The sequence below is a fragment of the Halomonas sp. A40-4 genome (assembly GCF_015767635.1).
GTDB classification, from domain to species: Bacteria; Pseudomonadota; Gammaproteobacteria; order Pseudomonadales; family Halomonadaceae; genus Vreelandella; species Vreelandella janggokensis.
In genome coordinates this window covers 70,479-83,785 of sequence record NZ_CP065230.1, presented here as the reverse complement: position 1 = coordinate 83,785, position 13,307 = coordinate 70,479, and the positions used below count along the sequence as shown (strand labels likewise).

The following is a 13,307-nucleotide window of genomic DNA, read 5'->3' as shown; positions in this document are numbered from 1 at the left end:
CTGCCATGACCACTGCTTGTCCTCACCAATTCCGCTGGCAAAAAGCCATCCGCCGCACCACGCAGCGGGTTGGTTCTTTACCGCGTGTGGGCACCAGTGGTCGCGTCATACGGGCAACCGGCATGGTCGTCGAAGTGGTCGGGCTTCGCGTTGCGGTCGGCAGCGCCTGCAAAATCGAACTACCGAAAAGTGATGCGCATCTTGACCAACCTTATGCCGAAGCGGAGGTTGTCGGGTTCGCCGGGGATAAGCTCTACCTGATGCCTCTTGAGCAAATCTCAGGCCTGATGCCCGGCGCCCGCGTATCACCGCTGAGCGACGGAAGCGGCCACAGTGCAAGGCGCTTTCCCATCGGCGAGGAGCTGCTGGGTCGCGTACTTGACGGCAATGGCAATCCGCTTGATGACCGTGAGCACCTGGACGACACTGCCCGCGCCACCCTCGATACGCCACCGCTGAACCCTCTATCCCGGGCGCCCATCGAGTCTCAGATCGATGTCGGCATTCGCTCGATAAACGCACTGCTGAGCGTCGGCCGGGGTCAGCGCATGGGGCTTTTCGCCGGGTCAGGGGTCGGCAAATCGGTGCTTTTGGGCATGATGGCACGCTATACCAAGGCGGATGTCATTGTCGTAGGCCTTATCGGCGAGCGTGGCCGAGAGGTGCAGGATTTCATCGACAATATTCTCGGCCCCGAAGGCCGCCGCCGCGCCGTGGTCGTTGCCGCACCGGCTGATACGTCGCCCCTGCAGCGCCTCCAGGGGGCCGCCTACGCCACGCGGCTGGCCGAAGGGTTTCGCGATGAAGGCCGCGACGTTCTACTGATCATGGATTCCTTGACGCGCTTTGCCATGGCCCAGCGCGAGATCGCCCTTGCCATTGGCGAACCTCCGGCCACCAAGGGATATCCGCCGTCGGTCTTTGCCAAGCTGCCTAGCCTGGTCGAGCGCGCAGGTAATGCGGAACGGGGCGGCGGCTCGATTACCGCGTTTTACACTGTCTTGACCGAGGGTGATGATCAACAGGATCCGATCGCGGATTCCGCTCGGGCGATCCTCGATGGTCATATTGTCCTTTCGCGTACGTTAGCCGAAGCAGGCCACTACCCGGCTATCGATATTGAAGCCTCCATCAGCCGCGCCATGACCGCGATCACCGACGAAGCTCAACAACGTCAGTCACGTGTTTTCAAGCAGTACTTCTCGCGTTATCAGCGTAATCGCGACCTGATTAGCGTGGGCGCCTACTCGCCCGGTCACGACCCGCAGCTTGATGAGGCGGTGAAGCGTTTTCCAGAACTTGAGCACTTTCTACAGCAGAATATTAACGAAAGCGCCACCATCGACGCTTCCCGACAAGCCCTGAATGCCCTGGTTGGAGAGTCCGCATGAGCCGAACGCAGCTGGAGATGCTTGCCGATTTAGCCCGTGAAGCCCGCGACCAGGCGGGTATTGCCCTCGCCCAGGAGCGACAGGGGGAACAACAGACAACCGCTCAATTGAATTCGCTAAAGCGCTATCGCGCAGAGTACGCCGAGCGTTTGCAGCAGGCGATGCGCGAAGGAATTGATCCGGCCACGATGTACAACTACCAGCAATTTCTTGGCTCGCTGGATGCTGCATTGGATCGCGCTCGCCATACGCTGGCGGCACAGCAAAAACGCGTGGAAAAACGTCAACAACATTGGCAACAAGAGCAGCGTAAGCTGTCTTCCTACGATACACTGACCTCACGACGGCTAGTGGAAGAACACCGACGCCTTGAGCGTTATGAACAGAAAACCAATGACGATTTGGTGACTAGCCGTTTGGCTCGCCAACGTAATGAGACGCCGCAGTAGCGGTGCCGGGGAACTGAGCATGAATATTCACCAGTTGCTATCAACGACGCAAGGTCAAGCGACCAGCAGCCAGCAAGGCAACACGACAACAGCTGACAGTGCGCGTGGATTTTTTCAGCAAGCGCTTTCCCAGGCGTCTGCTTCGCCTCATCAACGCCTTGCCAGTGCACAGGTTACCTCCCCCTTAAACCAGGCAGGCAATAGCCCGATGGATAATGGTCAGCCTACAGAGGCAACATCGCTGTCGGCCTGGCTGGAATCACTTGGTTTAGATATTAGCCCTGAGGCCCTGGAGGCACTGGTGGCACGCTTTGCCTCGGACGGTGGCGAGTCAATGCCTGAGGAAATGACCCGCCTTGATGCTTCCGAGAGCCTGGATAACGCCACACTTGATGAAATTGCCCAGCGCCTCGCGCTAATGGCAAACTTCAGTAATACCGCCAGCGCGTCCCAACAGCTCCCGGGCAACGAGGGAGCGGCGCCTACCGCCACCGAGCTTGCCGAGCAGCTAGGCATTGAGGAAGGTGAAGCAGAGCAATTGGTGAGCCTGCTCAGTGCCTTTGCTAACTCTCAGGGCCAGACAGCCAACACGACCGATACCCGGCCATCCGGTGCATCGCGAGGACTGAGCGATATCGCACAGGCACTAGGTACTTCGCCTCAAACGGCTGACGCGAGCAAGGGCTCGCGAGCGGAGAGCCTATTAAGCCAGGTCGACGCACGGTCAGCCTCTCGTCAAGGTCCGGACACCTGGGTGAATGCGCTCGACACCTCAGGACGCGCGGCTGACGGAGCTGCCAAAGCCAATCTGGTTTTGCCCACAACGTCCTCGGAAACACTGCTCAACACCCTGTCGTCGAATAACGCCGCGCAATCCAGCGGACAGGCGTCCGCACAAGCGACTAGCGGTCAGCCAACACCGACGAACAGCCTGGGTAGCGCTGCTAACCCGGCACCTGCCGCGGTCAACACCCCGGTGACCAGCCCCGCCTGGCCGCAGCAACTAGGTCAGCAGCTCGTCCAGTTCGCCCAGCGAGGGGGAGACCAGCTTGTGCAAATGCAACTACATCCCGCCGAGTTGGGTGCCCTCTCCATCTCCTTGAAGTTTGGCGAACAAGGCGCCCAGGCACACTTTTTATCCAGCCACGCCCAGGTTCGCCAGGTCATCGAACAGGCCATTCCCCAGTTGCGTGAGGCGCTGGCAGAGCAGGGTATTTCGCTTGGCGAAACCTCGGTTGGCGAGCAGCGCGAATCAAGCGAGCAGGATTTTGCACAGCAGCAGGCTAGCCCGGGTGGCCAACCCGGCACTGAAGGGGGCGAGGAAGGTAGCGGCTTGGCGCCAACTACCCTTAATGCGCCCATCACAATGGATGGCAGAGTTGATCTGTACGCTTAACCGGATAATTCGCCAGGACAACACGTCTTCCGTGACCATTCAAATGGCACTTGGAAGCTAAGCCAAAAGATAGGCTTGCCAAGCGAGCCTGTTCATTTCATCACTAGCATGCGCTTTAGGCATAATGCCACGTTAACGCCACGCATGGAGATTACGGGAACGACCAATGGCTGAATCAAGCGGCGGACCAAAAAAACTACTTTGGGTCATGATCATTTTAGTACTGCTCTCCTCTGCCGGTGCAGCAGCCGCCATTTATATGGTGCTGGATGAGCGTGATGATGATAATCCGGAAGCCCCCTCCGAGGAGGTTGTAGAGTCAAAGCCACCGGTATTTCTGACCATCGAGCCCTTCACCGTTAATCTGGCTGATGATCGTCATGGTACACGCTTGTTATATGCGGGCATTACGCTTCGCGTGGAAGATGAAGCTACCCGGGAGTTACTGGAAACCCATATGCCACAGGTACGCAGTCGGTTACTGACGGTATTATCGGGTCAGGAGGCCGGCCAGTTGACATCCTCAGAAGGCAAGCAGCAACTAGCCGCCGCCATCAATGAAAGGCTGAGCGAGCCTTTCGACGAGAACCAGCCACCGCCTGAGCTGCGTGAAGTGCTGTTTACTGAATTCATTGTGCAATAATTTCGGGAACTGGAGCCGTTCATGTCGCAGGACGATCTACTGTCCCAGGAAGAAATTGACGCCCTGCTGAAAGGGGTCAGTGGTGATGACGAGTCATCAGCTTCCTCGGCCCAGTCGCAGGATGAATCAAGGATACGGCCTTACGATCCATCCACGCAGCATCGCGTTATTCGCGAGCGACTGCATGCTCTGGACTTCATTAATGAGCGCTTTGCACGTTACTTCCGTACCGGCTTATTCAACTTGCTCCGGCGCAGCGCTGACATAACGGTTGAATCGGTTCGTTACCAGAGCTTTAGCGATTTTTCGCGCAATGTGCCCGTGCCAACCAACCTGAACATCGTCTCGATGCGCCCGCTACGTGGCTCTGGCCTGATCGTATTTCCGCCTAATTTGGTTTTCATGGTGGTCGATAACCTGTTTGGCGGCGACGGACGCTTTGTCACAAAATCGGACGGGCGCGAGTTTACCAATACCGAGCAGCGCATCATCCACCGACTGCTAGGCTTGGCCATTGATGCCTATCAAGAAGCCTGGAAAGTCGTTTATCCGCTGGACATCAGTTTCTTGCGCTCGGAAGTACAGTCAAAATTTGCCAACATTACCAACTCACCCAATGAAATCGTGGTGAACACGAAATTCAATATCGAGGTGGGCAACCTGTCGAGCAATTTTCAGGTCTGCATGCCTTACGCCATGATCGAACCGCTACGCGATCTTCTGGCGAACCCGATCAACGATAGTAACCACGATCAGGACGGCACCTGGTCGCGCCGGATGGCAAGTGAGTTACGCGAGTCGGAAATCGAGTTAGTGGCTGAGTTTGCACAAATACCCAGCCGTATTTCCCATGTCATGGGACTCAAGAAAGGCGACGTACTACCGTTGGAAATTCCCTCTACGGTTACCGCCAACGTTGATGGCGTACCCGTGATGGAGTGCGAGTACGGTAGCCAGCGTCAGCAGCGTGCCTTGCGTGTCAAGCGCTTGATTGATCACGCCGCCATGAACAATGTACCGTCCAACGACTTTGCCAAAGGGTCGACGCGACAGAAAGCCAAGGAATCTAAAGCATGACGGATCCTAAGAAACCCGATCAGAACATCTCTGACGACGACTGGGCATCTGCCATGTCGGAACAGGAGCAGGAAGAAACCGCTGCCTCATCCGAGGCCGCTGACGGGGAGGATGAAGATCCCTGGGCAGCGGCGATGGCAGAACAGCAAGCCGTCGAAGAAGAAGCCTCAGCAGAAGAAGAAAGCGCAGCCGATGAAGCGCCCGCAAGCGAAGCCAAGGCGGCCAGCGACGATGTTTTCCGTCCGCTGACCCAGGAAGGTGGCGCCACGCCTTCGCGCGATCTCGAAATGATCATGGATATTCCGGTCAAGCTGACCGTTGAGCTGGGGCGTACGAAGCTGACCATCAAACAGCTGCTTGAACTGGCGCAAGGGTCGGTGATCGAACTCGACGGGCTCGCCGGTGAGCCCATGGATATCCTGATTAACGGCTATCTGGTGGCTCAAGGGGAAGTCGTTGTTATCGAAGACAAGTATGGCATCCGTATCACCGAAATCATTACGCCGTCTGAGCGCATTCACAAACTGAACCGATGAGCAGTGAAGCCGCTTCAACACAAAATGGGTCGCTCGACGCACTAAGTAGCGGTGGAGATTCCTTGATTGGCATGGCCATGCTGGGCAAGACAGCCGCGGCGCTGGCGCTGGTCATTGCGATCATTTTGCTGTGCACTGCATTGCTCAAGCGCCTCGGCAATGCCAAACGCGCTGGCGGACAGCTTCAACTGATTAGCAGTATTGCTGTAGGTAATCGTGAACGCGTGGTCATCGTGCAGGTTGAGGATACGTGGTTGGTGTTAGGCGTCGGTAGTGGGCGAATTAACAAACTACACGAGCGACCGGCACCAGCCACACCGCCAGCTGAGACGCCTCAGGCACCATCCAGCTTTGCCAAGCGATTTGCCCAGGCACTTGCACACAATGTGACCCAAAAGCGCCGCGGCCAAACGCCCTCACCGACCTCTGATACAGACCGAACCCCATGAGGATTGAAACCTTGCGTCAGCCGCATTATCAGCGGTGGCGGTGGCTCATTGTTATTGGCTTACTGCTGTGCCTCTTGCCGGTCATCGGTTATGCGCAAGAGCTGCCCGGTATCACGACCCAGCCGCTTGAAGATGGCGGCCAGCAGTGGTCGGTTTCTCTACAAACGCTGTTATTTCTAAGTTCGCTGGCGTTTCTGCCCTCCATGCTGCTCATGATGACCAGCTTTACGCGCATCATCATTGTGCTGAGCTTGCTGCGCACGGCCATGGGCACCCAGGCGACACCACCCAACCAAGTACTACTGGGCATCGCGCTGTTCTTGACGTTTTTCATCATGTCGCCGGTGTTGGCCCAGGTCTATGACACTGCCTGGGTGCCGTTAAGCGAAGAAACCATCAACTTTGAAGAGTTTTTGCGCCTTGCGCAGGTGCCGTTTCGTGAGTTCATGCTGGCCCAGACCCGCGAGCCCGACTTGGCCCTCTTCGTTCGCCTGGCGGACGTCGGCCCTATGCAGGGACCTGACGATTTGCCAATGCGCGTTTTACTGCCGGCATTTGTTACCAGCGAGCTTAAAACCGCTTTTCAAATCGGCTTTACGATTTTTATTCCTTTCTTGATTATCGATCTGGTCGTTGCGAGTACGTTGATGGCACTGGGCATGATGATGGTTCCGCCGATCACCATTTCGTTGCCATTCAAGCTGATGCTATTTGTTCTGGTCGATGGCTGGCAGCTGATTGTCGGATCGTTGGCTGAAAGCTTCTACATGATATAGCCGTCATTACGACGATGGAGGCCGAATGACCCCTGAAATGGTCATGACGATTGCGTATCAAGGCATGCGAGTAACGCTGTTTCTCGCAGGCCCCATGTTGCTTGCTGCCCTATTTACCGGCTTGGTTATCAGCCTTTTTCAAGCCGCGACGCAAATCAATGAGATGACGCTGACGTTCATCCCCAAAATTCTGGCGGTTTTTGCCGTCCTGGTGCTGGCGGGCCCATGGCTTCTTGGGCTGATCACCGATTTTACCCACCGCTTATTCACCAATATTCCCAGCATGGTGATGTAAGCCAATGGTTGAGGTCACCTTTGCCCAGCTACAGGCATGGCTGGTGGCGTTTATCTGGCCGTTTGCCCGCATTACCGCCTTCATGGCGGCTTCACCTCTGTGGGGTCATTCCAGTGTACCCAACCAGGCCAAGGTAGGCCTCGCGGCGGTCGTTGCGGTGGTGATCGCTCCGATCCTCCCTCCCATGCCAGACGTACCGCTGATGTCCTGGGCTGGCGCCGGCATCATGGTCGAGCAAATCCTCATTGGCATCGCTATCGGCTTGGTCATGCACATTGTATTCGCCGTGGTTCAAGCCGCCGGGGAATTTATCGGCCTGCAGATGGGGTTGGCATTCGCTAGCTTTTTTGATGCCGCCAGTGGTACCAACATCATGGTCTTATCGCGGATTTTATATATGGTCACGCTGTTGATGTTTCTTGCTCTGAATGGCCATCTGATGGTGCTGGAAACGCTGGTGATGAGCTTTCAGAGTCTGCCCATAGGCATCGGCACGCTTAATCCCAACGCCTTCGAACTAATGGCCCGCTACGCGGGCACCATATTTGCCTCAGGGATGCTGCTGGCCCTGCCACTGGTCGGCTCACTGCTGGTCATTAATCTGGCGCTGGGAATTCTGAACCGATCCGCTCCGCAATTGACGGTGTTCAATATCGGTTTCCCGACGTCATTGACGGTAGGACTCCTGCTGATGATGGTGCTGATGACGGATCTTGAGCGCTTTTTACAACGTATTTTCAGCCAGGGGATCGACTTCATGCAGGGTTTGATCGACACCCTCGCACCGTTATCTTGAACTTTTAATAAACGGCTCGCACCATGCAAAAAGCCCCTTGCCATCAATGACAAAGGGCTTTTAATTAACGTCAACAGAATTTCTGTCGCTCAATTTTCCGGGTTTACGTTACAGGTAGTCAAACAGCGACATACCCTTCACATCAACAAAGGCTTTTTGAGAAGCCTGCAGGCCTACCTGGCGTAAACTATATTCAGAGATTGCTTCGTTATAGTCGAGGTCGACCAGATCCGACAATGTCTGTTCATAGTTGAGGCTACGGTTATTGCCCACCGCGTCAATCACATCGAGCTCGTTGAGGCGTGCGCCTGCTGATGCGCGCACGGTTAGAACGTTATCCAGCGCATTGTCCAGGTCACGCATCGAGGTATTGAGCGTGTTGCGTAGATCAGCCTTGTCCGCGTCGTCCTGAACGGGGTTTTCAAGCACACGAATCGCTTCTTCCATGGTGCGGAACAGGTTCGGTTCGCGTTGATCGCTACCCGCCTGGGCTACCAGAATTTCATCCCCCACCGCTGGCTCGCCTTCCAGGTCAACATTTACCCCGCCGAAAGAAACATTCATACCTGGAATGTAGGCTTGATCGGTAAAATCACCATTATTATCGGGATCGTAGGCAACCCAGCTTTCGCTGCCCTCGTCATAAGTCTCGATGCTATAAGTAGGGTTGTTCCCAGCATCCTCATCGAACTGAATGCGATAGCTATCACCATAGCCGTCGTCATTGACATCGCTGACCTGCGGACCACCAAACGTCACATTGCCAGCGTTATCGTTATCCGCTTCAGCCACGTAGCCTGCGCTGCTGGGCACACTTTTGAAAATTGATTCACCGTTTTCATTGACCGACATCAGGCGTGATGCATCGACTCGCTGTTCACGCGTATTGCTATCACCTTTATATTCCACATTGCCATCGGCATTTTTGACAAATGGCGGGTTGCTATCATTATAGCCACCGAACAGATAGCGTCCGTTACCGTCGGTGGCATTAGCCTGGCCCAGCATGGTTTCGTAGACGCCTTTGAGCTCGCTGGCGATCGAATCGCGATCGACATTGCTGAGCGTGTCGCTGGATGCCTGGATCAGCAACGTCTTGGCGCTGGTAACGGCGTCGCTGACACTGTTGAGGATGCTTTCCGTCTGGGCAAGCGAGTTACGCGCTGAGGTTCGGGAATCGGCGTACTGCTCGGTGACCGCCTTGGCCTGGTCAACACCAACGGCGCGCGAGGCTGCCTGAGGGTCGTCGGAGGGATTCACGACGCGACGACCACTTGCAATCTGCTGACTGACTTTCAAAAAATCGCTTTGCTGGCGATTCATTGACGCCGTGCTTTGATCAAACATGGTAACGCTGCTAATACGCATGACTGTCTATCCTCGAATTAACCGCGTAGATTCAGAATGGTGTCCATTATCGTGCCGGCCGTATCAATAACGCGGGCGTTGGCCTGATAGAACTGCTGATAGCGGATCAAGTTGGCGGCTTCTTCGTCCAAATTGACACCGGACTCGGACTGCTGCACCGCGGTTAACTGATCGGTAAGTCCTTGCCGTGCATCCAGGTTCACCTCGGTAATGTTGGTACGATTACCTACATCACTGACCATCGAGCCATAGGCCCCACTCACCGTAGCGCTTCCGCCAACGACATTCTGGCTTTGCAGGTCCTGCATGGCCAAGGCATTGCGATTATCACCGGTATTGGCTGTTGCTTGGGATAACGTTAGCGTTGAATCTGTGCCAGCGTCATCAATAACAAAGCTAACGCCGTCGACTGTTATTTCATCACCGTCTGAGAACGTAGCGGCCGTTCCACCAGTCGCATCCGTTTGGACAACCCCTGCGTTAAGGGCTCTTTCTTCTCCATTAACGAGTACGTTACCTGTAAAGCCATCAATCGTTAACTCACCACCAGCGAGATCAAATTCCAATTGCTCACCTGTGGAATTGGTTAATGCATTATCCCCCGTCACCCGGAGATCGCTGATCGCCATCGTTCCCGCTTGCTCAAACTCGAAACTACCCGCCGCAATCTTGTCAAGATCGCTGATATTGGCTTCCATACCGGCCCCAGCACGGCGTACGGGCTGGATTTCAAATTGATCACCGTCAACTGGTGCTGGCGTATCGCTAAATTCGATAGTGATACCACCGAATTTTAATTGCTCATCGTCGTTCCAGGCGTCCTGATCAAACTCGACTTCCTGGCCGTTATCGTTGCGTGTCACGACGGGGTTAGCGCCGTCAAAGCTGACAGTGTAGTCCGTCGCGCGAAGCTCGTCGGCGCGACTAGCGTCGAATTCGGCAGAGGTAATAGTGGCATCGCTGTTAGACTCATATCCATAGGTCTGGGGCGCGCGAATATTGAAAAAATTCTCGCCCTGTTCACCATTGAGATCGACGCCTTGTTTGTGTTGCTCATTCATTGCGGAAGAAAGCGACACTGCCAGTTGCCCGATCTGGTTCTGAGTCTTGTCCAGAGTTTCCTGGCGGAAGTTCATTAATCCGCCAAGCGAGCCGCCCGTCACCACGTCTTCATCCAACTGTGAAAGATTACCGCCGCCATCCCGGTAGCCGATGACGGTCCGCTGCGGATCGTAATCAGCTTCCATGGTTTCCAGTTGAAAAGAATTGGTGCCGGTAACCAATGGCTGGCCATTGGGTAAGCTGACGTTGTAGGTTTTGCCATCCTGGATATTCAGGCGCAGGTCCATTCGCTCGTTCAGGTCGGAGACGAGCTTATCCCGCTGGTTGAGAAGGCTGTTGGGAGCTTCCCCAGTACGGGCCCGGGCTAGGGCAATCTCTTTATTGAGGCCGGCCACTTGCTCGGTGGTGTTATTGATCTGGGTAACTTCGTCTTTCAGTTGACTGTTGATATTGGTCTGCATGTCCTGCAAGTAGCTATCGAACGAGCGGAACTGTGCGCTTAACGTTTCAGCGTTACCCAATACACCCTGCCGAGCCGCCGGGTCTGATGGCGAACTTGCCAAGTCCTCCAGCGAGGAAAAGAAATTTTGCATCAGCGGCGCTAGCCCCGCGTCGCGATCGGCGAGCAGGTTATCGATCTGGGTCACCTGGTTGTAATAGGTCTCCAGAGCGCTTGACTGCGTCTTGGCACTGTTGAGCTGTTCCGCCACGTATTGATTGAACTGGCGTTCGATATCGTTGACCTGAACACCTGATGTCCCCGCGCTGCTCTCACCCAGTTTGGTTATTTCACGGTTGTAACCAGGGGTGTACACGTTGCTGATATTGTTGCTGGTCGTGTTCAGCGCGTTTTGCGCCGCGTTCAAGCCGCTTAGCCCAACAGAAAACATGCTCATGGTTCGATTCCTTTAGCCGATATTTTTATGATCGGCAGCGCGGTACAAAACTTGAATGATGATCTAACGTGAATCCGCCAGGAAGTCACCGGCATCCGGCATTGGCCCCAGGGTGTCCATCACGCTCACCAGCTTTTCAGCATAGCGGGGGTCAGTTGCATAACCGCCACGCTGCAACTCACGCGCCGCCAGTTCGGCTGACGGCGCCTGTGTCACGCCCGCGTAGCGAGGGTTATTGCCAATCAGGTTGGCATAGTCGGTAAACGCATGCTCATAGGAATCATAAACACGGAAGGTATCGACAATTTTCTGGCGACGCCCATCTATGTATTCGTGCGTCACAACATCCGTTGTGTCGCCATCCCAATGCCCGCCAGCCTTGATGCCAAAGACGTTATGACTATTCCTGCCATTCTGAGTGGCAATTTCATGCTGCCCCCAGCCTGTTTCCAGCGCAGCTTGGGCCAGGATCAATTCAGCGGGAACCCCAGTGGTACGGCTAGCAGCTTGAGCTGAAGGGGCCAATGTGCTCATAAACTGATCAACGTGGGGCAATTGCCCTGTCGCTTGACGCTGGGCCTCGGGCTGCACAGGGGCTACTTCCCCTCTCTGGCCCTGACGTACAGCATCCAACTCAGCCAGGAAGTGACTTTCCGAGCTCGCTTCGGGAACGCGCTCGTCACCAGGATTAAGCGGGCTGTCCAGAACCCGAGGCGTACCTCTTGGAATACCCGCGATCAATGCCTGCATTTGTTGATCACTGGTGGAGGACGTTCCTCCCCCTTTAGCTACCAGGCCTTCCCGCTCCAACTGCTGAACAAGTGCATCCGCAAGTCCAACGCCTCGTGAAGCAATCACCTGTGACCATTGCTGGTCCAGCATCTTTTGGTAGCTATCGGTCGCACTACTGTCCATCAGGCCAGACGTCGGGATCGCATCGCGCATGCTTTTCATCATCATCTGCACGAATAACGCTTCAAACTGTTGAGCGGCTGACTGTACGCCAGCTTCCGGATCCATCTTCGCCGTGTGCTGCATCCGCTGAAAGCCTTGTACATCAAGCGCAAATTGACTGCTCATATCAGTGGCATTCATCAGATGATCTCCAGCTCTGCACGTAGCGATCCCGAGGCCCTTAATGCTTCAAGAATCGACATCAAGTCCTGAGGGGTGGCGCCGAGGGCATTGAGTGCGTTGACAACTTCATTCAGGTCTGCCCCCTCGACCACCTGCAGGAAGGCTTCCTGCTGCTCAATGTCGATATCGGTATCGGGCACCACCGCTGTTTCCCCTTCGCCGAAGGGATTGGGCTGGCTGACGCCAAACTGGGTATCGATCATGATCGAGAGATTGCCGTGGGCGACAGCCGCTTGACGCAGCGTGACCGCGCTGTTCATGACCACCGAGCCGGTCCGCGCATTGAGGACGACACGCGCAGGCGCCTCCATCGGGGTCACATTCACGTTCTCAACCCGGGCCATAAAGTTGACGCGCTCGTTATCGTCTACTGGGCCGTCTAGGGCGATCACCCGGCCATTGCGGCCGTAGGCGACCGACCGACCAAATTCGTTGTTGATGGCGGTTACCATGCGCTGGACGGTGCCAAAATCAGCGTCATCCAGCTGTAGCTCCAGCATGCCGCCATTGCTACCCAAATTGAGCGGCACTTCCTGCTCGACCAGACCGCCGTTGGGAATTCTGCCCGTTGCCTGCTGGTTGATCTGTACGCTACTCCCTCCGGCTTGTGCCCCCGCACCGCCAACCAGCATATTGCCTTGGGCAATGGCATAGGTATCGCCATCGGCGCCTTTCATTGGCGTCATCAAGAGGGTGCCGCCACGCAGGCTCCGCGCGTTGGCTATGGACGAAACCACGACATCAAGCCGCTGACCCGGCCGGGAAAACGGCGGCAGATCGGCTGTCACCATCACTGCGGCAACGTTACGCAGCTGTAAGTTGGTGCCAGAAGGGACCGTCACGCCCAATTGCGACAGCATGTTGGTCAAACTCTGGCTGGTAAACGGTGCCTGGGTCGTCTGGTCACCAGTGTTGTCCAGCCCCACCACTAACCCGTAACCTACAAGCTGGTTATCCCGCACACCGGCGAAGCTCGCCAGTTCGCGAATACGCTCTGCTTGAACAGGCATGGCCAGTAGGCAAACCAGCCCCATGA

14 protein-coding genes are annotated in these 13,307 nt (G+C 55.7%); 10 read left to right on the top strand and 4 right to left on the bottom strand.

Annotated elements, in window-relative coordinates; all coding sequences use genetic code 11:
- The first annotated feature begins 5 nt into the window (after window positions 1–5).
- From fliI to fliR, 10 genes are all read left to right on the top strand, one after another.
- Window positions 6–1,391: a flagellar protein export ATPase FliI gene (gene fliI / locus IT895_RS00375; protein WP_199284410.1), complete on the top strand. Its 1,386-nt coding sequence runs from the start codon at window positions 6–8 to the stop codon at window positions 1,389–1,391.
- Entirely contained in the window at window positions 1,388–1,840 is a 453-nt protein-coding gene (fliJ, locus tag IT895_RS00370) for a flagellar export protein FliJ (RefSeq protein ID WP_199284409.1), read from the top strand. Before fliI ends, fliJ begins: the two co-directional genes overlap by 4 nt.
- Before the next feature lie 19 nt (window positions 1,841–1,859).
- On the top strand, window positions 1,860–3,236 hold the full coding sequence (locus IT895_RS00365; protein WP_199284408.1) for a flagellar hook-length control protein FliK: 1,377 nt from the start codon (window positions 1,860–1,862) through the stop codon (window positions 3,234–3,236).
- Between the two features lie 166 nt (window positions 3,237–3,402).
- Window positions 3,403–3,879 carry a flagellar basal body-associated protein FliL gene (gene fliL, locus IT895_RS00360; protein WP_085917550.1) on the top strand — a complete coding sequence of 159 codons (477 nt, stop codon included), beginning with the start codon at window positions 3,403–3,405 and terminating at the stop codon, window positions 3,877–3,879.
- 21 nt (window positions 3,880–3,900) lie between these two features.
- Window positions 3,901–4,956, top strand: coding sequence for a flagellar motor switch protein FliM (fliM, locus tag IT895_RS00355; protein WP_085917549.1), 1,056 nt, complete (start codon window positions 3,901–3,903; stop codon window positions 4,954–4,956).
- Complete coding sequence (fliN, locus tag IT895_RS00350) at window positions 4,953–5,492, top strand: flagellar motor switch protein FliN (protein WP_085917548.1); 540 nt, start codon at window positions 4,953–4,955, stop codon at window positions 5,490–5,492. The genes fliM and fliN overlap by 4 nt, the downstream gene beginning before the upstream one ends.
- A 71-nt stretch (window positions 5,493–5,563) precedes the next feature.
- Window positions 5,564–5,941 (top strand): flagellar biosynthetic protein FliO, encoded by a 378-nt coding sequence (gene fliO, locus IT895_RS00345; protein WP_325073203.1) that lies wholly within the window; start codon window positions 5,564–5,566, stop codon window positions 5,939–5,941.
- Window positions 5,942–5,988: 47 nt separating this feature from the next.
- Window positions 5,989–6,717 (top strand): flagellar type III secretion system pore protein FliP, encoded by a 729-nt coding sequence (gene fliP, locus IT895_RS00340; RefSeq protein WP_139839345.1) that lies wholly within the window; start codon window positions 5,989–5,991, stop codon window positions 6,715–6,717.
- A gap of 25 nt (window positions 6,718–6,742) precedes the next feature.
- Window positions 6,743–7,012 carry a flagellar biosynthesis protein FliQ gene (gene fliQ, locus IT895_RS00335; RefSeq protein ID WP_199284407.1) on the top strand — a complete coding sequence of 90 codons (270 nt, stop codon included), beginning with the start codon at window positions 6,743–6,745 and terminating at the stop codon, window positions 7,010–7,012.
- 4 nt (window positions 7,013–7,016) lie between these two features.
- A complete protein-coding gene (fliR, locus tag IT895_RS00330) occupies window positions 7,017–7,808 on the top strand; it encodes a flagellar biosynthetic protein FliR (RefSeq protein WP_085917544.1) in 792 nt (263 codons plus the stop codon).
- Between the two features lie 108 nt (window positions 7,809–7,916).
- Here the strand turns inward: fliR and flgL are convergent, their stop codons facing one another.
- From flgL to IT895_RS00310, 4 genes are all read right to left on the bottom strand, one after another.
- A complete protein-coding gene (gene flgL / locus IT895_RS00325) occupies window positions 7,917–9,176 on the bottom strand; it encodes a flagellar hook-associated protein FlgL (protein ID WP_085917543.1) in 1,260 nt (419 codons plus the stop codon).
- A gap of 17 nt (window positions 9,177–9,193) precedes the next feature.
- Window positions 9,194–11,134 carry a flagellar hook-associated protein FlgK gene (gene flgK / locus IT895_RS00320; protein WP_085917542.1) on the bottom strand — a complete coding sequence of 647 codons (1,941 nt, stop codon included), beginning with the start codon at window positions 11,132–11,134 and terminating at the stop codon, window positions 9,194–9,196.
- A gap of 63 nt (window positions 11,135–11,197) precedes the next feature.
- On the bottom strand, window positions 11,198–12,229 hold the full coding sequence (gene flgJ, locus IT895_RS00315; protein ID WP_199284406.1) for a flagellar assembly peptidoglycan hydrolase FlgJ: 1,032 nt from the start codon (window positions 12,227–12,229) through the stop codon (window positions 11,198–11,200).
- The gene (locus IT895_RS00310; RefSeq protein ID WP_176243626.1) at window positions 12,229–13,305 is read right to left on the bottom strand and encodes a flagellar basal body P-ring protein FlgI; all 1,077 of its coding nucleotides are present in this window, start codon (window positions 13,303–13,305) and stop codon (window positions 12,229–12,231) included. The genes flgJ and IT895_RS00310 overlap by 1 nt, the downstream gene beginning before the upstream one ends.
- Window positions 13,306–13,307 lie beyond the last annotated feature (2 nt).

Excerpts from the sequence above, each read along its gene's own strand:
- fliN (WP_085917548.1), top strand. The coding sequence starts at position 4,953 with ATGACGGATCCTAAGAAACCCGATCAGAACATCTCTGACGACGACTGG.
- flgK (WP_085917542.1), bottom strand. The coding sequence starts at position 11,134 with ATGAGCATGTTTTCTGTTGGGCTAAGCGGCTTGAACGCGGCGCAAAAC.
- fliQ (WP_199284407.1), top strand. The coding sequence starts at position 6,743 with ATGACCCCTGAAATGGTCATGACGATTGCGTATCAAGGCATGCGAGTA.
- fliR (WP_085917544.1), top strand. The coding sequence starts at position 7,017 with ATGGTTGAGGTCACCTTTGCCCAGCTACAGGCATGGCTGGTGGCGTTT.
- fliL (WP_085917550.1), top strand. The coding sequence starts at position 3,403 with ATGGCTGAATCAAGCGGCGGACCAAAAAAACTACTTTGGGTCATGATC.
- IT895_RS00365 (WP_199284408.1), top strand. The coding sequence starts at position 1,860 with ATGAATATTCACCAGTTGCTATCAACGACGCAAGGTCAAGCGACCAGC.
- IT895_RS00310 (WP_176243626.1), bottom strand. The coding sequence starts at position 13,305 with ATGGGGCTGGTTTGCCTACTGGCCATGCCTGTTCAAGCAGAGCGTATT.
- fliI (WP_199284410.1), top strand. The coding sequence starts at position 6 with ATGACCACTGCTTGTCCTCACCAATTCCGCTGGCAAAAAGCCATCCGC.
- fliO (WP_325073203.1), top strand. The coding sequence starts at position 5,564 with ATGGCCATGCTGGGCAAGACAGCCGCGGCGCTGGCGCTGGTCATTGCG.
- flgJ (WP_199284406.1), bottom strand. The coding sequence starts at position 12,229 with ATGAATGCCACTGATATGAGCAGTCAATTTGCGCTTGATGTACAAGGC.
- fliM (WP_085917549.1), top strand. The coding sequence starts at position 3,901 with ATGTCGCAGGACGATCTACTGTCCCAGGAAGAAATTGACGCCCTGCTG.
- fliJ (WP_199284409.1), top strand. The coding sequence starts at position 1,388 with ATGAGCCGAACGCAGCTGGAGATGCTTGCCGATTTAGCCCGTGAAGCC.
- flgL (WP_085917543.1), bottom strand. The coding sequence starts at position 9,176 with ATGCGTATTAGCAGCGTTACCATGTTTGATCAAAGCACGGCGTCAATG.